We start from the raw sequence: 19,971 nt of genomic DNA, 5'->3' as shown, positions 1-19,971 counted from the left end.
AGTTTCACGCCAGTTTCGCTGCTGGAATATCTGACCATCGTGTCGTATAAGCAGGAGAAAGCATCTCCCGTTTCATCTGCCATTCCGGGGCAATACCCCGCCCCGCAAACCATACTTTACCCAGCCCTGAGTTGTTGATCCCGTCCAGAACCCTCATCAGCTCAGCACTGTGAGGGCGTGGCGGGCGTTCGTCGAACAGCTGCAGCTGCGAAACGCCGGAGCCGGTGAAGTCATTCAGCATAACTCCGGCTTTGGCATACCGGTGCCCATCCCTCCAGATACGCTCCAGAGCCATTGTGGCGGCTGCAATGATGTCCCTGGTGTCCTGAGTGGGTGTAAGCAGTTTCTCCGTAGCCACGTTGCCGTAGTAAGGCTCTTTAATGGCGAACGGAGACGTTTTGATGAAAACGGAAATATGCCGGCAATACTGGTGCTCTTTACGCAGTTTTTCAGAGGCCCGCTCTGCGTGCTGACAGATAGCCTGACGGAGTGACTCGTACTCCGTGATCTTCACGCCAAAACTGCGGCTGCAGACAATTTGCTGTTTCGTCGGAGGGGCTTCCTCAAGCGAAAGGCAGCTTTCCCCGTTCAGTTCCCGTACCGTTCGCTCAAGGACCACAGAAAAATTTTTGCGGATGAAGGCCGGGTTCGTCAGAGCCAGATCGAGCGCGGTTTTTATGCCCAGCACATTTAGCTTGCGTGCAATACGGTTACCCACCCCCCAGATTTCTTCAACCGGCTGCAGTGAAAGCAGTTTCCGCGTCCTTTGCGGATTTCCCCTGGTCAGCGCGAGTACGCCACGAAACTGTTTCCACTCTTTTGAGGCCCACTGGGCTGATTTTGCGAGGGTTTTCGTTGGTCCGGCGCCCACGCCAATGGTCAGGCGGGTACAGTCATACACGTGCTGACGCAGCTGCCGGCCGAAGTCCTCAAGCCCCATACAGTGCTCCACGCCGGTCAGGTCGAGGAACATCTCATCAATGGAATACTGTTCCACCCTGGGGGCCAGTTCCTCCAGGCAGTTCATCACGCGCGCCGACATCGAGGCGTAAAGTTCATAATTACTTGAAAACACATATATTTTTTCCGGGTACCTTTCGTTTTTTATCTGAAACCACGGAGTTCCCATTTTGATCCAGGGCTTCGCCTCGGCACTGCGAGCGATTACGTTCCCGTCGTTGTTGCTCAGGACGACTATCGGCTTTCCTTTCAAATCCGGGCGGAAAACACGTTCACAGCTGGCATAGAAGCTGTTCACATCGGCCAGGGCAAACATCAGTACATCTCCCTCGGGCGGTGGATGATATGCGTGACAACGCCAAAGATATCCAGCTCGTCGGGATCAGGATAAATCGGCGACCAGGAGGCATTCATGGGCTGCAGCGTCAGTCGCGGCGTCAGCAGAAGCCGTTTCACCGTAAACTCCCCCTGTACGCTGGCGACAACGATATCGCCGTGCCGCGGCTTTTCAGCACTGTCCACAACCAGCAGATCGCCATTGTACAGACTGCCGTCGGCCATGCTGTCTCCGCTGGCACGCAGGTAGTACGTCGCGCTCGGATGCCGTATGCAGTAATCATGGAGATCCAGATCGGACTCGACATAGTCAGCAGCAGGGCTGGGAAAACCGCAGCTGGCCAGATCGGCAAACAATGGATGGGCCTGTGGCGGGAGTTCTTTCCCGGTGCTGAAAAGTTGTAGTTTCATCTTTCCTCCTGACACTCTAATTTTTACTGGTTATACATACAGTGTGCGCCGGGAGACCGGTAAAGATCAAGGGGTGAAAGTCCCCGACCATTGAAGGACCAGCAATCCACAGGGTCCCCGAGTCATGCGTTGTATACCGTGAGGTATGGGGCGAAGCGTTGACAGGGGTGTTGACAGGCCAGCCATTGAGCCACGAAATGTATATTAAATTCCCGGGTGCCGACGTTGTACTGTTTACGGAAGGCAACATCATAGGGTGCGTTACTGCGAGTGCTATATGGACCCGGCGGGGTCTGAGACCCTGGCATGTCAATACGATCTTTACGCGGGAACCGGGAGATCTCCCCTCTGACCATCTGCCAGTGCCGGAGATGGCCCGCACCGGGAAGGCGAGGAGCCGAAGCCGGTGATGTACGGAGAGGAGAAGTCGGACTCGCTCATAGTAGCTGCGAATCTGGCGAACAATCCGCAAGGAGCGGAGTCAGTGGAGCGAAGGAGCGGGGCCAAGGGAAACGCGGAACAGCCACACATGCGCCGGACGCAGAGCCGGGAAAGTATGTCACAGAGGCTGTCACGCGTGCGGGAAGCTGCGAAGCAGCGGAAGAAAGAACGGTTTACCGCATTGTTCCACCTCCTGACAGCAGAGGCACTGGAGAACGCATTCCTCTCCCTGAGCAGGAAAGCGGCTGCCGGAGTTGATGGTGTCAGGTGGAAGGACTACGCCGAAAACCTGAAGGTCAACATAGCAGATCTGCACCGGAGGCTTCATCAGGGTAGTTACAGGGCTCAGCCCGGCAGGCGGCACTACATCCCGAAAGCGGATGGAAAACAGCGCCCGCTCGGCATCGCCTCACTGGAGGACAAAATCGTCCAGTATGCGCTGGTTAAGATCCTGAATGCAGTCTACGAAAATGACTTTATGGGGTTTTCATACGGGTTCAGACCCGGGCGAAGCCAGCACAATGCGCTGGACGCACTGGCCACAGGGCTGGTTCGGACCAATGTAAACTGGGTACTGGATGCCGATATTAGTCAGTTCTTCGACAAGGTAAGCCATGAATGGCTAATCAGGTTCATAGAACACAGAATCGGCGACCAGAGGGTAATCAGGCTCATACGAAAGTGGCTCACAGCCGGGACCTCAGAGGAAGGAGAATGGCGGGCATCGGAGGAAGGCACCCCACAGGGTGCGGTTATCTCGCCGCTGCTGGCAAACATCTACCTCCACTATGTCTTCGATCTGTGGGCGCATCAGTGGCGACGCCGCCATGCCACAGGCAATGTGGTCATGGTCAGATACGCAGATGACATAGTCATCGGGTTCGACAAGCGAATCGACGCTCAATGCTTTCGTATAGCCATGCAGCGCAGACTGAAGGAGTTCGGACTCACGGTACATCCGAAGAAAACCCGACTGATGGAGTTCGGCCGCTTCGCAGCCGAAAACCGCGCCAGCAGGGGAAAAGGTAAACCAGAAACGTTCAACTTCCTCGGGTTCACGCATATCAGTGGGAAAGACCGTAGTGGCAGGTTCATGCTGATACGAAAGACACGCCGGGACAGGATGACGGCGACACTGAAAGCGATCAAGGACGGACTACGAAAGCGCTGGCATTACTCAATCCCCGAACAGGGAAAATGGCTCAGGAGAGTGGTTCAGGGATACCTGAACTACCACTCAGTCCCGGGCAACTATCCCATGATGCGGAAGTTCAGGATATACGTAACAGACCTCTGGCGACGGGCGCTGAGGCGCAGGAGCCAGCAGGATGATACGACATGGACGAAAGCAAACAGACTGGCAGCCGTATGGCTGCCGAAGGTTCGGGTTCTGCATCCATGGCCTGTGGAGCGGTTCACCGCCAGACACCCAAGGCAGGAGCCCGGTGCGTGAATAGCGCACGCCGGGATCTGTGCGGGGGGTACCCGGTAACGGGTATCCCTACCGCGACATATTTAACAGCGTGACGATAATCCAGATCGCATGCCTTAAGAACATTTTGAGTAAATAAAGGTGTTCAAAATGCTTATATTAATCATTTTGATGTTTTTATATTGCTCATATTGAGAAATATTGTTTTGATTTTTTCATTTTGCTCTTATAGTTGGTATCAAATTGAGTGTAACTAACGGAGCATATTGATGAATATTTACTGCGATGATGGTTCAACTAATGTTAAGCTGGCATGGTTTGAAGGCGATGAGCTTCAGACCCGGGTTTCTGCGAACTCCTTCCGGCATGGCTGGAAAGTGGCGGAATTCAGTGCGGCAACGTTCAACTATCAGGTGGGTACGCTGAAATACACCTGGGACAGCGTCAGCCGGGATGCCATCCCGACAACAAACGTGGAATATCAGTACGGTGATCTCAACCTGCTGGCCGTGCATCATGCGCTGCTGAACAGCGGACTGGAGCCGCAGCCGGTGAGCCTGACCGTGACGCTGCCCCTGAGTGAGTATTACGACGGGGACTGCCAGCGGAACGAGGAGAACATACGACGCAAACGGGAAAACCTGATGCGTGAGCTGGTTCTGAATAAGGGCAGGGCATTTACCGTAACGGACGTGAAGGTGATGCCGGAATCACTACCGGCGGCGTTCTCCCGTCTCGCGGAGCTGAAGCCCGGCCCCGCTGAGACCACCCTGATTATCGATCTCGGTGGCACCACGCTCGATGCCGGTGTGATTGTCGGCCAGTTTGATGATATCAGTGCGGTGCACGGTAATCCGTCTGTCGGCGTGTCACAGGTCACCCGCGCAGCTGCAGGCGCGCTGCGGGCGGCAGACAGCGAAACCAGCGCCCTCATCGCTGACACTATCATCCGCAACCGCAATGATCGTCAGTATCTGCAGCGTGTGATCAACGATGCCGGTAAAATCGACGAGGTTCGGAACAAAATAACAGAGGCGATCACTTCCCTGGGGGCGCGTGTCACCAGTGAGCTGACGGCCTTCAGGAACGTTAACCGGGTATTCCTGGTCGGGGGAGGGGCTTCCCTCATAGAAGAAGCTATCCGTCAGGCCTGGCCTCTGGCTCCTGACCGTATCGAGGTTATAGGCGATCCGCAGATGGCGCTGGCCAGGGAGATTGCCCTTTACAATAAAGAGGACTAAACGTGCCGGACGGCCAGTATTCTTTCTATCTGCACAGCGACGATCGCACCGACATCGCGGCAATGGAAACCATCAGCACCATCTCACAGCCCCTGCGCGGTGAGTTCATCCGTACCGCCGCCACCGCCGGGGCGGTGGTATACCAGGTGGATGCCCGTTTACCGGCGCTGATCCCGGTGTTCTTTGCCGGGCAACTGAGCGCTGTCCGCCTTTGCGCCGTGATGGCCCTGGTCTCCGGAACCTGGTCCTCACTCACCGGCCTTCCGGATGAGCCCGAAAATGGTGAGGCAGCTCTGCCCGTGTCACCGGAGACAGAATACCAGCGCCGGCGTTACACCCTGACGCTTCAGAATGGCCGGAGTGGGGAACGGGTGGAAAGTGTGCTGACGGAAGCGTCATCCCGTCTGCGTGGGGATCTGCTGAGAAACCTGATTATCACCGGTCTTGCCCTCCACACGACGGCGCCTGAACTGCCGCGCCTGCTGGCCAGTATGCCGGTACCGCCCACCTCGGTCAGTGAGCTGCAGGCTCTGGTTCAGCAGATGGCCGGCACCGCTGACGTGAACAGGGCTGCAGCTGCAGTACCGGATACGCCGGCAGCATCTGCCGCGCCGGTGTCCGGGGCGGATACCCGGGAAATAAAGAAAAATATGCGGCGTGCATTCGGTGACTAACAGTACGAATCACATCCACTACTATACCGATTTCAAATGACTGGCATCCCAGGGAGGTTCTCATGTCACCAGGATTCAGAAATGTTCTCCGTCTCGCCCGCATTCCCGTCGACAGCAGTGAACCGGTGCGAAGAAAATTTGGCAGCCGGCTGATTGGCATTGTGACGGTATGTCTGCTTCCGCTTCTGGTTTTCGACGTTCCGCAGTGGGTTTTCATTTTGTCGCAGGTCATCTGGGGGGCTGGCGTCTATATTGGCCTGTCCCTGGCCGGGGATAAATCCCTGAACCGCTGATACAAACTTTCCGGTTGTTCAAAAAAAGAACAGACGTGGTGGCGTCTGTTCTCCCGCGCTTCTCCGTCGTTTGCCTTCAGGTTATCCACAATTTTAAGCCCCGGATTTGTGGACAGGTATGCCGGTAATTCCCCGTTCGCCTGGAGTTAACGCCAGCCTGCCGCCCGCTGCCAGTGTCTCGCGTCCGGTCTGGTACGGGACGGGCGGTTTTTCCGCTCCGGCCCGGCGTCGTTGAGAGTGTGCGCCAGTCCCTCGCCCTTTTAAGGAACGCCCTTCAAGCCGCTTTCGCGGCATATCCTTGCCGTCCAAAAGACGGACGGCTGCGGTATTCCACGGTCGGCCTGACCCGTGACCGGACGCGATGAACAGGCAGCGTGCGGTAGGGAACGGTATCGCGGTGATGCCTCCTGCCCCCTCAGACTACAGGAGTGCTGCCATGTCCAGATTCATTCTCGGGAACTGTATTGATGTGATGCGCGGATTCCCCGACCGTGCCGTGGACCTTATTGTGACCGATCCGCCTTACCTCGTCGGTTTTAAGGACCGTCAGTGCAGACAGATTGCCGGGGATGTGACGGACGAATGGCTGCAACCGGCCACGCTGGAGATGTACCGCGTCCTTAAAAAAGACGCACTGATGGTGAGCTTCTACAGCTGGAACCGTGTGGACCGCTTTATGGCCGCGTGGAAGGCGGCAGGATTCTATGCCGTGGGCCAGCTTGTGTTCACCAAAAACTATGCCTCCAACCGTCGTAACGCCAGGGCCCGACGCGGATTTGTGGACTACTGCCATGAAGGGGCTTATGTCCTTGCCAAAGGCCGCCCCGTGCCGCCCCTTAAACCGCTGCCGGATGTGCTGCCCTTCCCGTATACCGGTAATACCCTGCATCCGACGCAGAAACCGGTGGAGGCGCTACAGCCGCTGATTGAGTCATTCAGCGCCCCGGGCGCGATTGTTCTCGACCCGTTTGCCGGAAGCGGTTCGACCTGCGTCGCTGCATACCGTGCCGGACGCCGCTATATCGGCATCGAAATGCTGGCGCAGTACCACCGGGCCGGAACCGAACGACTGGCCGCCATGCACCGGGCCGTAAATACCCCGGCGGCGAACGATGAATGGCTCCCGGAGGCCGCGTAATGAATTACGACGGACACGAAGCCCTGCGCCGCGATATGGCCGGGCTGGCGAACAATCTTTGCGACCTGAAAACCACCCTGAAAGTGCTGGAAGACACGTACCACTACCGGTACGACGGACTGGCGGAACGGCTTGCCGGTATCAGTCTGCGACGTCTCAGCGTCCTGATGGATGAGGCGTTCAATATTGCACTGATGCTCGATGAAAGCTTTCTGGATTGAGGAGAGAACATGTACGGAACCCGTGAAGATCTTTGCAGGATGCTGAATGAGCAATATCCCGCAGAAACCCCGCTGAACCTGATTATCTGGACCCCGGCGGATATTGAAGCACTGGCTGACGGGATGGAATATTCCTTTTCAGAACATGACGTAAGGGCAGTACTGGAACGCATGGACACTATACCGGAAGAACAACGGCTTGAGTCGGGCGTGTCAGCCGGCCTGGTGATGGCACTGATAGACCAGGTGAAAGAGAACGGGCAGAGGGTGACTGTGCCGGTTGACCTGCTTGAAACCCTGCTGATTACCGCCGAACAGGCATTGTGGGACAGGGAATGGACCGCACGGGATCGCAATCTCCCGGTGCCGGAAAGCGTAATGCGCCGCCTGGCGGATACAGCAAAAGTGCGGGCATTACTGAAAAGCTGACAGCAGATCGCCCCGCCACGCGGCGGGGTGATATAACCCGGACAGAGACGATAATGATGAAAAAAGAAACCCTTAACACGCTTATTCTGCGTCACGGCGACCGGATGCTGCGCCAGGCTGGCTGGCCCGACACTGTTGATATGGCGCCCGTCGCCCCCGAAACCGTACCCGGCTGGCTTGCCGCCTGCGGCTCTCTCAGTGGCGTGGAAATCCTCACGCTTACGGAACAGCTTTGTCAGCCGCTGACGTATGGCCGGGCAGCGTTGTTGCTCGCCAGCGCCCGGCGGCTGGCGGGAACCCCGGCTCGTCTGCATCTCTTTCCGGTGCAGGCATATCCGCATCCGGAGCGGCTGGCTGACTGTCAGGTTATCCGCCTGCCTTACGCTCAGGAGTGGCTGACAGCGGCGGAATGTGACGATCTGCTGGCCTTCCTGAAAGCCTCCCTCACGCAGATATCGGAAATCGTCCACCGGGATACGAAGCGCATCGCCGCCGCGCTGACGCCGTCCGTCACTCCCCGTCTGATGGACAGGCGGATCGGTGACTGGCGCTTGCTGGCCGTGGAGTATGATCATGATAACTGCCTGGACGAAGACGAAACCGACAGGCTGGATCAGGTCCTCGATGCCATTCTTATTCGCGATGCGCGATTCTGCCCGGTCCTGCTCACCCTGGTTAACGAGCGGGAGGAAACTATCAGGAGCGCAGGGGTTATCGCTGATCAGCTGCGTTTTACGGACACTCCGGTCCGGCGCTGGTTTGATCGCCGGGTTTTAAGGGAAATGGTGAGAGAGGCCCGCGCCAGCAGAACTCAGGAGTGACAGCCCGGAGCGTCAGGGGAGGGGGACCCTCCCTTGTCAGCCTGCCGGCACAGGAGGTGTGGTGCGATAAGGATGTCGCCGTGCCGGCTCCGCGTCCACCCGGCCCGGTTTCCGGGCCTTTTGGGTGAACACAACCCTCTGTTATCGCCGTGCCGTGTGCTGGCTGTGCCGTGCCTTCACTTTAGCCCGGCAGCCGCAGAGGCTGGAGTTCGCTGGCGCCGCCATCCCCGGATAAGGCAGTCGCCGGCTTGCCGTTGCCGCCGGCTCCGCTTCACCCGGCCCCATCCCTCCGGTCCGTGGCCTTATTACTGCGTCTGTCGCGTTGCGACATCTGCTTCCGCTTTTCTCCCGGTGGTCAAAAAACGGGGGAGAGAAACCCTGTATTCAACCTCCTGCATCGCGACGGGTAGTGCCGTGCCTTCACTTTAGCCCGGCCGCTGCAGATGCAAGGGTGCGCTGACGCCGCCATCCTCGCCCGGTCGCAGGTTTTTTATGATGCTCGCCGTTCTTCCCGTCGTTTTCTCGCTCAGGTTTCGCTCGAAAACCGTCCAGACCAGCTTCGCGCTATATCTGCGCTGCGGCCTCCGGTGTCGCCCCTGCATCTTCCGCTTTTCGCCGGGCTGTCGTGTCGGCACGGCACAACCCGGTGCCGCAGTCTATGTGATTACGGAGGTTTATCCATGCAGTATGTGAATACATGCCCGGTCCTGAATGTTGAGGAGTCCGACCGCCTGTCTTTTATGCCGTACCTGTTCGGCACGGATTTCATGCTCGCGGAATTACAGGTGTACGCTCTGGCCAAAAAATGGATGCCCGAATATGAGGGCGGCTTCTGGCATTTTATTCGCCTGCCGGAGGGGGGCGGCTACATGATGCCGGATTGTGGCCGGGTACATCTGGTCAGTAGCGAAAACTGGTTTGATCGCACTGTCAGCGCCGACGCGGCGGGCATTATTCTGACCAGCCTGGCGATTAATCGCCGTCTGGCGGCCCATCATGACAGCAGTAACCCGGCGCTGACTCGCCTTTATATGCTGCGTGATGCCCAGCTCTGGAATCACATCACCTTTCACCCCGAATGCAGTGCTATTTACGCCGCGCTGGACTGATTAACGACCGGGGCGGTTACACCGCCCCGCAGGGAGACAAAAATGACTTCATCAGTAACCGTTCCGGCCGTCTACGTGGGCACATATCACCAGTACAACGGCGGCAGTATTTTTGGCAAATGGTTTGATTTAACCGACTTCGACGACGAAGACGAATTTTATGACGCCTGCCGGGCGTTGCATGCCGCCGAGGATGACCCCGAGTTTATGTTTCAGGACTGGGAAGGGATCCCGTCTCAGTTTGCCTCTGAATCCTCTGTTAAGTGGGCGTTTATCGAGGCATTCCGGCAGGCGCAGGACGAAGGACGCGCTGCCGCGTTTGTGGCCTGGGCGGGCTATACCGGCGAGTGCGACTATGACGCCTTTGATGAGGCGTATTGTGGCGAGGCTGAAAGCGAGGAGGATTTTGCTTATGGCTTTGTGGAGGATCACGGCCTGTTAAACGAGGTGCCTGAATCCCTGCGCGTCTATTTCGATTATGAGGCTTACGCGCGGGATCTGTTCAGCAGCGGCTATGTCTTCCATGAAGGCTTTGTATTCAGCAACTGATGACTATCCGGCGGGGAAGCCCGCCGGTTAAGGAGAAAGCACATGAAACTTGCACCACAAACCCGCGATATCCTGCTACAGTACAAAGCCCTGATTAATGCCCGCCGCCGCGATGCCGGTCAGCGGGAACTGACCACTGCGCAGGTGATGGATGACATCTGCGAATACATGACCTGTCAGTGCGCCGTCTATATTGGCGGCCATTTCATTCTTCAGGGGGGAAAGGCACGATAAATCACAGGGCAGGGGGGAACCTCTGCCGCTTCCGGCCGCGCGAAAACCCGGGCAGGCTGCGCCTGCCGGAGAGAGACGTCGCCGCGCCTCCGGCGCCGCGCACTCTCCTCTCCGTTGTCAGTCGCTGTTGCCCCGGAATTCGCGTATTATCAGGGATATCTTCCTGTAAAGCAGACCGGTGAAGCATATGTCAAAGTGGAATATCGCCTCTTTTTCAAAGGAGGAGCAGGATAAAGTTGCCGTCGATAAGGTGGCTGCTGCTGTTGCCTGGCAGGAGCGCATGAACAAGCCCGTCGTGCCGGAACTTGTTGAACGGGAACAGCCTGAACACCTGCGCGAATATTTCCATGAACGGCTCCGCGTACATCGACTGAACAGTCAGCAGCTGCCGCGCGCAAATGCGCCCGAATATAATAAACCCGGAGATGAGCAGCAGAAGTGATTCTTATCGTCAGTGTGTCCAGGGAGGAAATTTTATGCGTATGTCTCTGATGTTTGCAGCCGTGACGCTTTTAACCGGTATTAACCTGTTTTTTATTCCGTTTCAGCCTGTTCCGGCTCTGTGGGGGGCTATCCTGGCCGTTGCTTTTGTTCTGATTAATGTCGTGGCGGATAAGCTGCGCCTCTGGAGTGGCATTGCGTGGATTATCGTTGCCGGCATCATCATAACGCTGATGCTGAAGGGGAAAGAGCCGGGTGACGAATTACGCGGGTTGATCACCGTTTTTGCTTTCCTGGCTTCGGCCTGGTACTGCGTTGTACAGTACAGAAAAGAGCAGGGCGAATCTCAGTCCTGACCTGACCGGTACCCTTCATCTTGCTGCTGCTCTTCCTCTGGCTTTGCCTCACTTTCCTTTCACACAATCTGCTCCGGGGCCACCTTCGGCTCCTGACCCGCTGGCGCGGTTCAGTCGTCGAGCCACACTCCGCTAACCGCGAAAAGACGCGGTAAGCTCCGCCGAACCCGCTACGCGGTTTCGGGCCTGGCGGCTAGTGTCTGATGTCTGACGTCAAGGTCAACGGCAGCGCTTGCTGCGACCGTCCCGGCCGCGCCGCTTTCACCGTGCCGGCGAAGGACTGCCGGCACTCTGCGGGGCAACGCCGTTTCGCGCCCGCGCTCTTCGTCGTTGCGGCGGGTGCCTGCTCCTTTCCCCTGGTACCCGTATCACCCGTTTGAGTCCATTCGCCGGGGCTGAGACAAGCACAACCCGTCTTGCTGTCCAGGGGACGGCAGGGCCTTTCGCAATAAATTTTTCCCGGCCATTCCGCTGCCGCTTCATTAGGCCGAAAAAAATTTCCCGCTCACCCCCGGACATCTGCACCGGGCCGTGCTCGTTTACGCCCTTGCGGCGAACGGCTCTCAAACGGGTGAAGGTTATATCCAGGGGGCAGGTTCAGCAGGTCCCCGCACAAAGTCAAAACCGCGGCCCCGGCAACTCAACGGGTGATGGTTTTAAAAGGCAAAACAACGGATTAAGGAGATTCATCATGGCAGCACGTGGCGTTAACAAAGTCATTCTGGTTGGACATCTGGGACAGGACCCGGAAGTGCGTTACATGCCCAACGGGGGCGCAGTGGTCAATCTGACGCTGGCCACGTCTGAAACATGGCGTGACAAGCAGACGGGAGAGATGCGCGAAAACACCGAGTGGCATCGTGTTGTCATGTTCGGCAAGCTCGCGGAAGTGGCGGGTGAATACCTGCGTAAAGGCGCACAGGTCTACATCGAGGGCCAGCTGCGCACCCGCAACTGGCAGGACGATGCCGGAGTCACGCGCTACGTCACCGAGGTGCTGGTCGGGCAGAACGGCACCCTGCAGATGCTCGGCGGCCGCCGTGAATCCGGAGTGCCTGAGAGCGCCGCGCAGCCGCAGAATCCTGCCACCCCGGCACAATCTGCTCAGGCCGCAGCTAAATCCCCGAAAGCGAAGGGCGGTAAGAAAGGCCGTCAGGATGCCGCCCCGTCTCAGCAACCGCCTCAGCCACTCCCGGATGATTTCCCACCAATGGATGATGACGCGCCCTTTTAAACCACGATGAAGACGCCCCGTTCAGGCGGGGCAGAAAAGGAGAAACACATGGACCATAACGTTTTGTCCCCGCTTGAATCCCTGCCGGATGGCACGTTTACCCGCGAGCAGGCTCAGATTGTCGCAGCGCAGTATCAGAATGTGGCGATTGAAGATGATCAGGGGACCCATTTTCGCCTTGTCGTCCGTCATCAGGATGACGGCAGCATGATCTGGCGCGTCTGGAATTTTGAACCGGGCGGCGAGGACATGATGAACCGCTACATCCGGGACTACGGAGTACGCAAAACGAAGTAAGCAGTAAGAAGAACGCCGGACAGGTGGGCTGTCCGGCAGACATTCATCAATAGCTAAGAGGTATCAATTATGTCTGCAACAGAGTCTAAGGTAAAAACTGCACCGAAAACCAGCAAAAAAACGCTTAAGTCTGCCGAAGCTGAGGCGCTTAAAGTGGCTCTCGATGCCGCACAGGTCGAGTATGTCCCTGTGACGGCACTGGTGAAGTCTCCCCTGAACGTCAGGACCATTCCCTATCCGGCGGAGAAAGTCTGTTCAATGGCAGATTCCATTGAAGCCATTGGCCTGTTGCAGAATCTGGTCGTGCATAACCTCCCGGATGGTCGCTGTGGTGTGGCTGCCGGTGGTCGTCGCCTGAAAGCGCTGCAGCTCCTGCAGAGTGAAAACCGTATCGATGCCGGATATCAGGTGATGGTGAAAAAGGTACCTGATGAACTGGCTGTTGCGGCATCAATGGCAGAAAACGAACAGCAGATGGCAATGCATCCGTCTGAACAGATCGCCGGGTTCCGCACACTGGCAGAGCAGGGGAAAACCCCCGCGCAGATTGGCGATTTACTGGGGTTCGGTACGCGTCATGTTCAGCGCATGTTGAAACTGACCGAACTGGCTCCCGAAATTCTGGCGGCGCTGGCGAAGGATGAAATCACCACCGAACACTGCCAGGCACTGGCGCTCGAAAGCGATCAGAAACGCCAGGTGGAAGTGCTGGAATCCGCCCGCAAACGGTCCTGGAATAATGAAGTATCAGTTTCCTCGATCCGTAACCTCATTACCTCAGAAGAGGTTTCCACAAACGGCGACAAATTCCGCTTTGTGGGAGAGGCCGCATTCAGTCCGGATGAAATCCGGGTTGATCTCTTCAGCAGCGAAAACGGCGGCTATGTCAAAAGTGCATCGCTCGATACCGCCCTGCTGGAAAAACTGCAGAACATCGCGGAGCACCTCCGCGAAGCGGAAGGCTGGTCATGGTGTGATGGTCGTCTTGACCCGATTTCTCACTACGGGAAGGACACTAAAATCTGGCGTCTGCAGTCTGTTCCACCGATTGAATATTCTGAGACAGAATCAGAACGTCTTGCGGAGCTGGAAGCTCTGGAAGCTAAGTATGAAGGCGAGAACCCCGGCGTGAATGATGACGTCGTGGCCGGGGCTCTGGAAGCCGTCTGGGAAGAACAGCAGACCATCGCGCACCGGGCAAAACACCGGGCATGGACGGATGAAATGAAGCAATCTGCCGGAGTGGTGGTTTCCTGGACTGGCCAGGAGGTGAAAGTACAGCGCGGTGTGGTGCTGTGCGCCGATGAAAAAATGGAGGAGAAGGATGCATCCACCGATCAGGCCCCTGAAAAAGTCGATCCGCTGGACGCCGTCAGTGTCCCGTTGCTGACCCGCCTTTCTTCTGAACGCACACTGGCGGTTCAGGCGGCCCTGTTGCAGCAGCCGCAGAAAGCCGTCGCGCTGATGGTCTGGAAAATGTGTAACTCGGTTTTCCATACCACAACGTCCGTCAAAGAGCCGTTCTGCATTAGCGTGAGTGTGTCGCATTACGCGCTGACCCGTGAAGCACCTGACGGTGAAAACAGCGTTGCGTTTCAGGCCATCCAGTCAGAAAAAGAACGTCTTGAAGCCCTGCTGCCGGAAAACTGGCGAAAGGATATGACCACCTTCTTTACGCTCGATGGCGCAACCCTGATGGCACTGATGGCTTTCTGCACCGCCTGCTCCATAGATGGTGTACAGGGCAAGGATGAATTTGGTCGTAAACACCAGAGTTCGCTGGATGGGGTGGAAAACGCCATTCAGTTTGACCTTCGTGACTGGTGGAAACCGACGGCTGATAACCTTTTCTCGCACATGAAGCTGCCACACATTGTACAGGCACTCTCTCAGGCCGGACTGGCTGGCGCAGCACAGGACGCCGCGAAGATGAAGAAAAAGGATGCCGCTGAACATGCAGAGCACTTCCTCTCAAAAATCCGTTGGGTTCCGGAATGGATGACCAGTGCTGACAATCAGAAACAGCCTGCCGCAAAGTCTGAACTCAGTCTGGCAACAAGTCAGAACGATACCGACGCTGATGCCGGCGACGTCACCGACCATAACAACCCGGCCTGCGCCGCCTGATAACGGAGACGCCGCCCTGCGGGGCGGCGATAAGGAGACTGAAAATGAAAACGTTACTGACTCTGGATGTCCTGAAAACCATGTCTTCTGATGAGCTGGAAGACTACCGCGCCGCCGGTGAAGACTTTCGCCGGGAGCTGAGTCACGCTGTCATGCGCGATCTGACCTCACCGTCCGGCTGGTCCGTGAATGCCGAATACCGGTGCGAATTTGGCGGCTTCTTTCCTGTCCAGATCCGTTTTACCCCCTCTCATGGTCACTTTGATGTGGCGGTATGCAGTCCGGGGGAGCTGAATCTTCGCTGGATAGTGGTCTTTGTGACCCGTGACGGTCAGCCGTTCTCTGTCGTTCGCGTGATGGATGCATTCAACCCTGAACTCATCACCCATACTCTGGATCTCATCGAGTGTCTTGACGCCGGTGGCTACTCGTATGCCAGCATCATCAGCACGCTGTCACAGGAGGGCGCACAATGATCCCGTCATCCAGTGCTCTTGTATCCCTGAAACCAGCCCGTCAGGCAGCGCTGCAGGCCATCATGACGGTGGAAGAGGCTCGCCAGCGCGGCGCACGTCTGCCATCGATGCCACACGTCCGGACATTCCTGCGCCTGCTGACAGGCTGTAGCCGGATTAACAGTGACGTTGCCCGCCGTATTCCTGGCCTTCACCGTGATCCAAAAGACCGCCTTTCCAGCCTGAAACAGGTGGAAGAGGCGCTGGATATGCTTATCTCCAGCCACGGGGAATACTGTCCGCTGCCGCTGACAATGGATGTGCAGGCTGAACTTTTTCCGGAAGTCCTTCATACCCGAACAGTACGCAGGCTAAAACGTCAGGACTTTGCCTTCACCCGAAAAATGCGCCGTGAAGCCCGTCAGGTCGAGCAGTCCTGGTTACTGCGTCAGAACCTGCTGGGACAGGCTGTCACAGAACTGAATTTTCAGTCACCGGAAACCGTCTGCACCTGGTACACCCGGTGGAGCGACGAGTTTGACGCGGCAGAGCTTGCAGCACCGTTCTGGCGCTGGCAGTCGCGATTCACATCGCTGAAGGAACTGGACTGGCTTCGCATCAGCGGTGAGCCGCTGTATGCAGTGATGTACGAAATTCCGTTAATTGTCCGGGAAACACCTGAACATATTCGTGTTGCTGAACGCTGGCAGGTGCCAAATAAGCTGGCTGATCGGAGTGGTGTATGAAGTGGCGCTATTCTCTGCGCTGGAAACTGCCGCACAGGCCCTGCCCGGGTCCACGGGAACTGATTTCCGTTGTCGTGGAGGCAGGGCAGGCGGCACCTGAAGAGGTGATGTCACGCTGGGTGGCTGGCTCAGGTTACGCTGTATGCGTGGATTTTCTCGGCCAGAAACAGATCCAACGCTGGAGCGATGAACGGAAAGCTGCGGTGAGAAGGCGCAACATGCAGGCTCGTATTCATCGTGTTGCCCCTTTGTTTGCCGACGAGTTAATCGAGCGTGAACTGGCTGCGCGTCCGGAGTATTTCAATGGCAAGTCCGCCCGATGAATAAGTACAATGCTGTCTGACAACTCAGATGGCCAAATACAAGGAAAGCAGAACTATGAGGTACTGGTTGCTCGTTATCTTAATGAACGTGCTGTTCTGGTTGATCGTGAAGCATGTTGCTCCGGAATGGTATGGTTCCCCTGGTTATTATGCAGGCCAAATCATCTGCACACTAATAGCTGCGGTCATCACATGGCGTGATCCGCCTGACTGGTTAGATGGAATCCTGCTCGGCGTTATAGAATTCGGCGTTCTGATTGCCGGGATTATATTCTTTGTCTGGGGCATCGGGTACAAGCTGGCATTCTGGGGGCAACATGATCCTAATACCATATATGCAAGTGCAAACGATGTGATTTTACCTAATCTTGCGCTGGGCACGGGCGTCTTGATTGCGGCATGGGTATACATTAGATATTTAAAGCGCTAAGCAGCATAAAGCGTGGATATACCTGGTAAGAAATAGCACCGTCCCGGTATAATCGACGTGGCGCTTGAGGCTTTTTGCCTCATGACGTGAAGGTGGTTTGTTACCGTGTTGTGTGGCAAAAAGCAGAAAGCCCCGTAGTTAATTTTCATTAACCCCATGCACTGCGCCCATTTAGTTGGACTCTCAAATTGGAGAGTCCCATGTCAAGACGTAAGTACACCTTTGAACAGCGCCTCGAAGTGGTTATGCACTATTTAGCTACTGATGAAGGCTATCGCTTAACATCAGCTCGCTTTAACGTTCCCAGAACCCAGGTAAGATTATGGGTTGCAGCCTATGATGTTTATGGAGAAGAAGGTCTGAAGCCCAGAGATAAGGGCGTTTCAATCGATCCCGAAATCAGAGTAGAAGCCGTGAAGGCTGTGCTGACGGGGCAGATTTCCCAGACGCAGGCAGCTGCGAAATTTAACGTTGCTGGTGCGGCATCTGTTGGGAAGTGGATGAAGGTGTGAATCGCCACGGATAATCTAGACACTTCCGAGCCGTTGATAATACTGGTTTTCATATTCTGTCGGTGACATCTGTTCGCTAGAACCATGCCGACGCTTACTGTTATAAAACATTTCGATGTAATCAAAAATATCACTGCGGGCTTCTTCCCGCGTTCCGTAGATCTTTTTCTTTATCCGTTCACGTTTCAACAACTGGAAAAAACTTTCTGCAACCGCATTATCATGGCAGTTACCGCGACGGCTCATGCTACCCTCCAGGCCGTGTGATTTCAGGAACGACTGCCACTCATGGCTTGTGTACTGACTGCCCTGATCCGAATGAACCAGCACCTGTTTTTCGGGATTACGCCGCCATACAGCCATCAGCAGTGCGTTCAGGACAATGTCCTTTGTCATCCGGGATTGCATGGACCAGCCGATAATTTTGCGTGAGAACAGATCAACAACAACGGCAAGATACAGCCAGCCTTCGTGGGTCCTGATGTAGGTTATGTCCGTTACCCAACGCTCATCAGGAGCATCCGGATTGAACTGTCGCTGGAGCCTGTTGGGTGACACGATACTGGCCTCGCCTTTACGTGCCCGCGGGCTTCGGTATCCGACCTGAGCCTTTATTCCGACACGTTTCATCAGTCTCCAGACTCTGTTTACTCCGCACTGTTGCCCGCTGTCACGCAGATCCAGATGGATTTTGCGATAACCATAGACGCATCCCGATTCCAGCCAGAACTGTTTAATCTGTCCTGTCAGTCTCAGGTCTGCCTGATGGCGTTGTGAATGCGGCTGCTGAAGCCAGGCGTAAAAACCACTGGGATGAACATCCAGCACCCGACAGAGCAGGCGAACAGGCCAGCAACAGGAGTTGTCACGGATAAAGGCGTACCTCAGTCGGACAGCTTTGCGAAGTACGCCGCGGCTTTTTTTAATATGTCCCGTTCGTCGGTAACCCGTTTCAGCTCTTTCTGGAGACGGCGGATCTCGGCCTGAGCATCTGACTGTTCTTTATTAGTGGAAGAATCCGGACCGTACTTCTTTATCCAGGCATAAAGGCTGTGGGTGGTGATATCGAGACGTGTTGCAACGCTGGCAACAGAATAACCGCGATCAACAACCTGTTTGACTGCTTCAGTTTTAAACTCTTCAGGATAACGCTTACCGCTCATGGGCACCTCTCTTTAAGTCATCTTAAATGACTCTGAGGTGTCTGTTAAACGCGTGGCGATTCACCACGAGGCCACCTGTATGCCTAGACAACATCAGGATAGCCTCTTAGATGCCGCAAGGCAAGGAGTTGTATGGGTCCTGTTAACACCAAGCTGTAATGTCCCCTTTGAACCATTCTAAAATGTCCCCAGACAATTCTCTGGGGGATTTTTCATGATCAAAGAGACTGTTACGATGAGTCATAAGGAACTCCACCGACTTCAGATTATTCAGGAGTCAATTAATCGACATATTACTCAGGAACAAGCTGCGGCACGCATTGGCATTTCTATTCGGCAGGTTAAACGTCTGGTGCAACGGTATAGAAATGAAGGGCCTTCTGGTCTGGTTTCCCACCGACGTGGAAAGCGTCCTAATAATTCCTTTTCTACTGAATTCAGAGCAACAGTAATTTCACTCCTCAAAGGCCGTTACGCTGATTTTGGACCTACGTTTGCGTGCGAAAAATTGCGCGAGATACACGGTTTATCTTTATCCGTTGAAACTCTCAGAAAGTGGATGATAGAAGAGGGGTTATGGCGTGAACGCCGTCGTAAAATTGCCCGTATATATCAACGCCGCATGCGACGACCATCTTACGGTGAACTGATCCAGATTGATGGCTCACCTCATGACTGGTTTGAAAATCGAGGCCCCAGATGTACACTGATCGTTTTCATTGATGATGCCACCAGTGCGTTGATGGCGTTGCGTTTTGTGCCTGCTGAAACAACCCGGGCTTACATGGAAACCCTCCGGGGTTACCTTAATGATCATGGCGTACCGCTCGCTCTCTACTCTGATAGACACAGTATATTCAGGGTAAATAACCCAGAGCGGGAAGGTGAGCTGACCCAGTTCACTCGTGCGATAAAGACACTGGGCATCGAGCCAATCCATGCCAACAGCCCGCAGGCAAAAGGGCGGGTAGAGCGCGCCAATCAGACACTACAGGACAGGCTGGTCAAAGAAATGCGGCTTCAGAATATCAGTGATATTGAAACAGCAAATGCATGGTTGCCGACCTTTATTGAAGCCTATAACAACCGGTTCGCTACGTCGCCTCGTACTACTGATAATGCTCATCTTGATGTGCACCATTCTGAAGAGGAACTGGGTTATATCTTCAGCCTACAGGCGAAGCGCGTTCTGTCTAAAAATCTCACTTTCCAGTACAAAAGCAGTGCGTTTCAGGTACGCAGTGAGGGCCGGGGATATCGACTTAGGCATTCGGTTGTTACTGTATGCGAGAACTTTGACGGTGAAATTAACGTTCTGTATGACGGGAAAGCGCTGGGCTGGGAAAAGTATGTTGATGGCCCGGAGCCTATACCACTGGATGATGAAAAGAGTGTCCATGAACGAGTGGATAATGCCCGTATTGATTTACGCTCAAAATACTATGTTAAACCTAAAGCTGACCATCCCTGGCTTACGCGCCGAACGCAAAGTCATCAGCAAGTTAAGCCCCCGAAGTTACCTAAAAAGAAGCCTGATCCCGATAAAAAAGATTGAAACCAAGATCGATTCGGTTGAGTGCATATCCATTCATAGGGTA

Annotated in this window: 24 protein-coding genes and 2 pseudogenes; 23 read left to right on the top strand and 3 right to left on the bottom strand. The window is 55.4% G+C overall.

The genetic code is table 11. The features are described 5' to 3' along the window. Positions 1-4: 4 nt before the first annotated feature. Both L383_RS00555 and umuD read right to left on the bottom strand, forming a co-directional pair. Entirely contained in the window at positions 5-1,276 is a 1,272-nt protein-coding gene (locus L383_RS00555; protein WP_023332915.1) for a Y-family DNA polymerase, read from the bottom strand. Further along, the gene (gene umuD, locus L383_RS00560) at positions 1,276-1,707 is read right to left on the bottom strand and encodes a translesion error-prone DNA polymerase V autoproteolytic subunit (protein WP_001568036.1); all 432 of its coding nucleotides are present in this window, start codon (positions 1,705-1,707) and stop codon (positions 1,276-1,278) included. Before umuD ends, L383_RS00555 begins: the two co-directional genes overlap by 1 nt. Before the next feature lie 406 nt (positions 1,708-2,113). Between umuD and ltrA the strand changes: the two genes are divergently transcribed. The 22 genes and pseudogenes from ltrA to L383_RS00660 all read left to right on the top strand — a co-directional run. Continuing rightward, complete coding sequence (gene ltrA, locus L383_RS00565) at positions 2,114-3,601, top strand: group II intron reverse transcriptase/maturase (protein ID WP_023332914.1); 1,488 nt, start codon at positions 2,114-2,116, stop codon at positions 3,599-3,601. Between the two features lie 248 nt (positions 3,602-3,849). Next, positions 3,850-4,821 (top strand): plasmid segregation protein ParM domain-containing protein, encoded by a 972-nt coding sequence (parM, locus tag L383_RS00570; RefSeq protein ID WP_001568038.1) that lies wholly within the window; start codon positions 3,850-3,852, stop codon positions 4,819-4,821. Between the two features lie 2 nt (positions 4,822-4,823). Beyond that, positions 4,824-5,495, top strand: coding sequence for a plasmid partitioning/stability family protein (locus L383_RS00575; protein ID WP_023332913.1), 672 nt, complete (start codon positions 4,824-4,826; stop codon positions 5,493-5,495). 62 nt (positions 5,496-5,557) lie between these two features. Beyond that, a complete protein-coding gene (locus tag L383_RS00580; RefSeq protein WP_001568040.1) occupies positions 5,558-5,788 on the top strand; it encodes a hypothetical protein in 231 nt (76 codons plus the stop codon). Positions 5,789-5,983: 195 nt separating this feature from the next. Further along, a pseudogene (locus L383_RS26030) lies at positions 5,984-6,153 on the top strand (hypothetical protein); the annotation flags it as partial. A gap of 71 nt (positions 6,154-6,224) precedes the next feature. Continuing rightward, positions 6,225-6,926 (top strand): DNA methylase, encoded by a 702-nt coding sequence (locus tag L383_RS00585; protein ID WP_023332912.1) that lies wholly within the window; start codon positions 6,225-6,227, stop codon positions 6,924-6,926. Beyond that, positions 6,926-7,147, top strand: coding sequence for a hypothetical protein (locus tag L383_RS00590; protein WP_001568042.1), 222 nt, complete (start codon positions 6,926-6,928; stop codon positions 7,145-7,147). Before L383_RS00585 ends, L383_RS00590 begins: the two co-directional genes overlap by 1 nt. 9 nt (positions 7,148-7,156) lie before the next feature. Next, complete coding sequence (locus L383_RS00595) at positions 7,157-7,576, top strand: DUF1380 domain-containing protein (protein ID WP_001568043.1); 420 nt, start codon at positions 7,157-7,159, stop codon at positions 7,574-7,576. A 53-nt stretch (positions 7,577-7,629) separates the two neighbouring features. Continuing rightward, on the top strand, positions 7,630-8,397 hold the full coding sequence (locus tag L383_RS00600; RefSeq protein WP_001568044.1) for a hypothetical protein: 768 nt from the start codon (positions 7,630-7,632) through the stop codon (positions 8,395-8,397). Positions 8,398-9,077: 680 nt separating this feature from the next. Beyond that, the gene (locus L383_RS00605; protein ID WP_001568045.1) at positions 9,078-9,506 is read left to right on the top strand and encodes an antirestriction protein; all 429 of its coding nucleotides are present in this window, start codon (positions 9,078-9,080) and stop codon (positions 9,504-9,506) included. Between the two features lie 42 nt (positions 9,507-9,548). After that, positions 9,549-10,055: an antirestriction protein ArdA gene (locus tag L383_RS00610; protein ID WP_023332911.1), complete on the top strand. Its 507-nt coding sequence runs from the start codon at positions 9,549-9,551 to the stop codon at positions 10,053-10,055. A 42-nt stretch (positions 10,056-10,097) separates the two neighbouring features. Continuing rightward, entirely contained in the window at positions 10,098-10,289 is a 192-nt protein-coding gene (locus L383_RS00615) for a hypothetical protein (protein WP_023332910.1), read from the top strand. A 187-nt stretch (positions 10,290-10,476) separates the two neighbouring features. Then, entirely contained in the window at positions 10,477-10,731 is a 255-nt protein-coding gene (locus L383_RS0124425; RefSeq protein WP_011977779.1) for a DNA polymerase III subunit theta, read from the top strand. Between the two features lie 34 nt (positions 10,732-10,765). Further along, positions 10,766-11,086 (top strand): hypothetical protein, encoded by a 321-nt coding sequence (locus tag L383_RS00620; protein ID WP_001568049.1) that lies wholly within the window; start codon positions 10,766-10,768, stop codon positions 11,084-11,086. 691 nt (positions 11,087-11,777) lie between these two features. Further along, positions 11,778-12,320, top strand: a complete 543-nt coding sequence (gene ssb, locus L383_RS00625) for a single-stranded DNA-binding protein (protein WP_020804498.1) — start codon at positions 11,778-11,780, stop codon at positions 12,318-12,320. 48 nt (positions 12,321-12,368) lie between these two features. Continuing rightward, the gene (locus tag L383_RS00630; protein ID WP_009310026.1) at positions 12,369-12,617 is read left to right on the top strand and encodes a DUF905 domain-containing protein; all 249 of its coding nucleotides are present in this window, start codon (positions 12,369-12,371) and stop codon (positions 12,615-12,617) included. 69 nt (positions 12,618-12,686) lie between these two features. After that, positions 12,687-14,744 carry a ParB/RepB/Spo0J family partition protein gene (locus L383_RS00635; protein WP_009310025.1) on the top strand — a complete coding sequence of 686 codons (2,058 nt, stop codon included), beginning with the start codon at positions 12,687-12,689 and terminating at the stop codon, positions 14,742-14,744. A gap of 44 nt (positions 14,745-14,788) precedes the next feature. Further along, complete coding sequence (gene psiB / locus L383_RS00640) at positions 14,789-15,220, top strand: conjugation system SOS inhibitor PsiB (protein ID WP_020804497.1); 432 nt, start codon at positions 14,789-14,791, stop codon at positions 15,218-15,220. Further along, positions 15,217-15,945 (top strand): plasmid SOS inhibition protein A, encoded by a 729-nt coding sequence (locus L383_RS00645; protein WP_001568058.1) that lies wholly within the window; start codon positions 15,217-15,219, stop codon positions 15,943-15,945. Before psiB ends, L383_RS00645 begins: the two co-directional genes overlap by 4 nt. Next, positions 15,942-16,268, top strand: coding sequence for a hypothetical protein (locus L383_RS00650; RefSeq protein ID WP_001568059.1), 327 nt, complete (start codon positions 15,942-15,944; stop codon positions 16,266-16,268). The genes L383_RS00645 and L383_RS00650 overlap by 4 nt, the downstream gene beginning before the upstream one ends. A 55-nt stretch (positions 16,269-16,323) precedes the next feature. Beyond that, the gene (locus tag L383_RS00655; RefSeq protein WP_023280872.1) at positions 16,324-16,698 is read left to right on the top strand and encodes a hypothetical protein; all 375 of its coding nucleotides are present in this window, start codon (positions 16,324-16,326) and stop codon (positions 16,696-16,698) included. A 200-nt stretch (positions 16,699-16,898) separates the two neighbouring features. Beyond that, a pseudogene (locus tag L383_RS00660) lies at positions 16,899-17,207 on the top strand (IS3 family transposase); the annotation flags it as partial. Positions 17,208-17,225: 18 nt separating this feature from the next. On the opposite strand, the gene L383_RS0124415 reads toward L383_RS00660, so the two are convergent. Next, positions 17,226-18,373 (bottom strand): IS3 family transposase gene (locus tag L383_RS0124415; protein WP_085949497.1). Its coding sequence is split into 2 segments (ribosomal slippage): positions 17,226-18,136 and positions 18,136-18,373, totalling 1,149 coding nucleotides; the frame shifts between segments, so codons are not numbered across the junction. 214 nt (positions 18,374-18,587) lie between these two features. On the opposite strand from L383_RS0124415, the gene L383_RS00670 reads away from it, so the two are divergent. Beyond that, complete coding sequence (locus L383_RS00670) at positions 18,588-19,928, top strand: IS1202-like element ISEsa1 family transposase (RefSeq protein ID WP_004196353.1); 1,341 nt, start codon at positions 18,588-18,590, stop codon at positions 19,926-19,928. The last annotated feature ends 43 nt before the right edge of the window (positions 19,929-19,971 follow it).

Source organism: Enterobacter sp. MGH 37 (assembly GCF_000534515.1).
Classification (GTDB): domain Bacteria; phylum Pseudomonadota; class Gammaproteobacteria; order Enterobacterales; family Enterobacteriaceae; genus Enterobacter; species Enterobacter kobei.
This window is presented reverse-complemented; position numbering and strand designations above follow the sequence as displayed.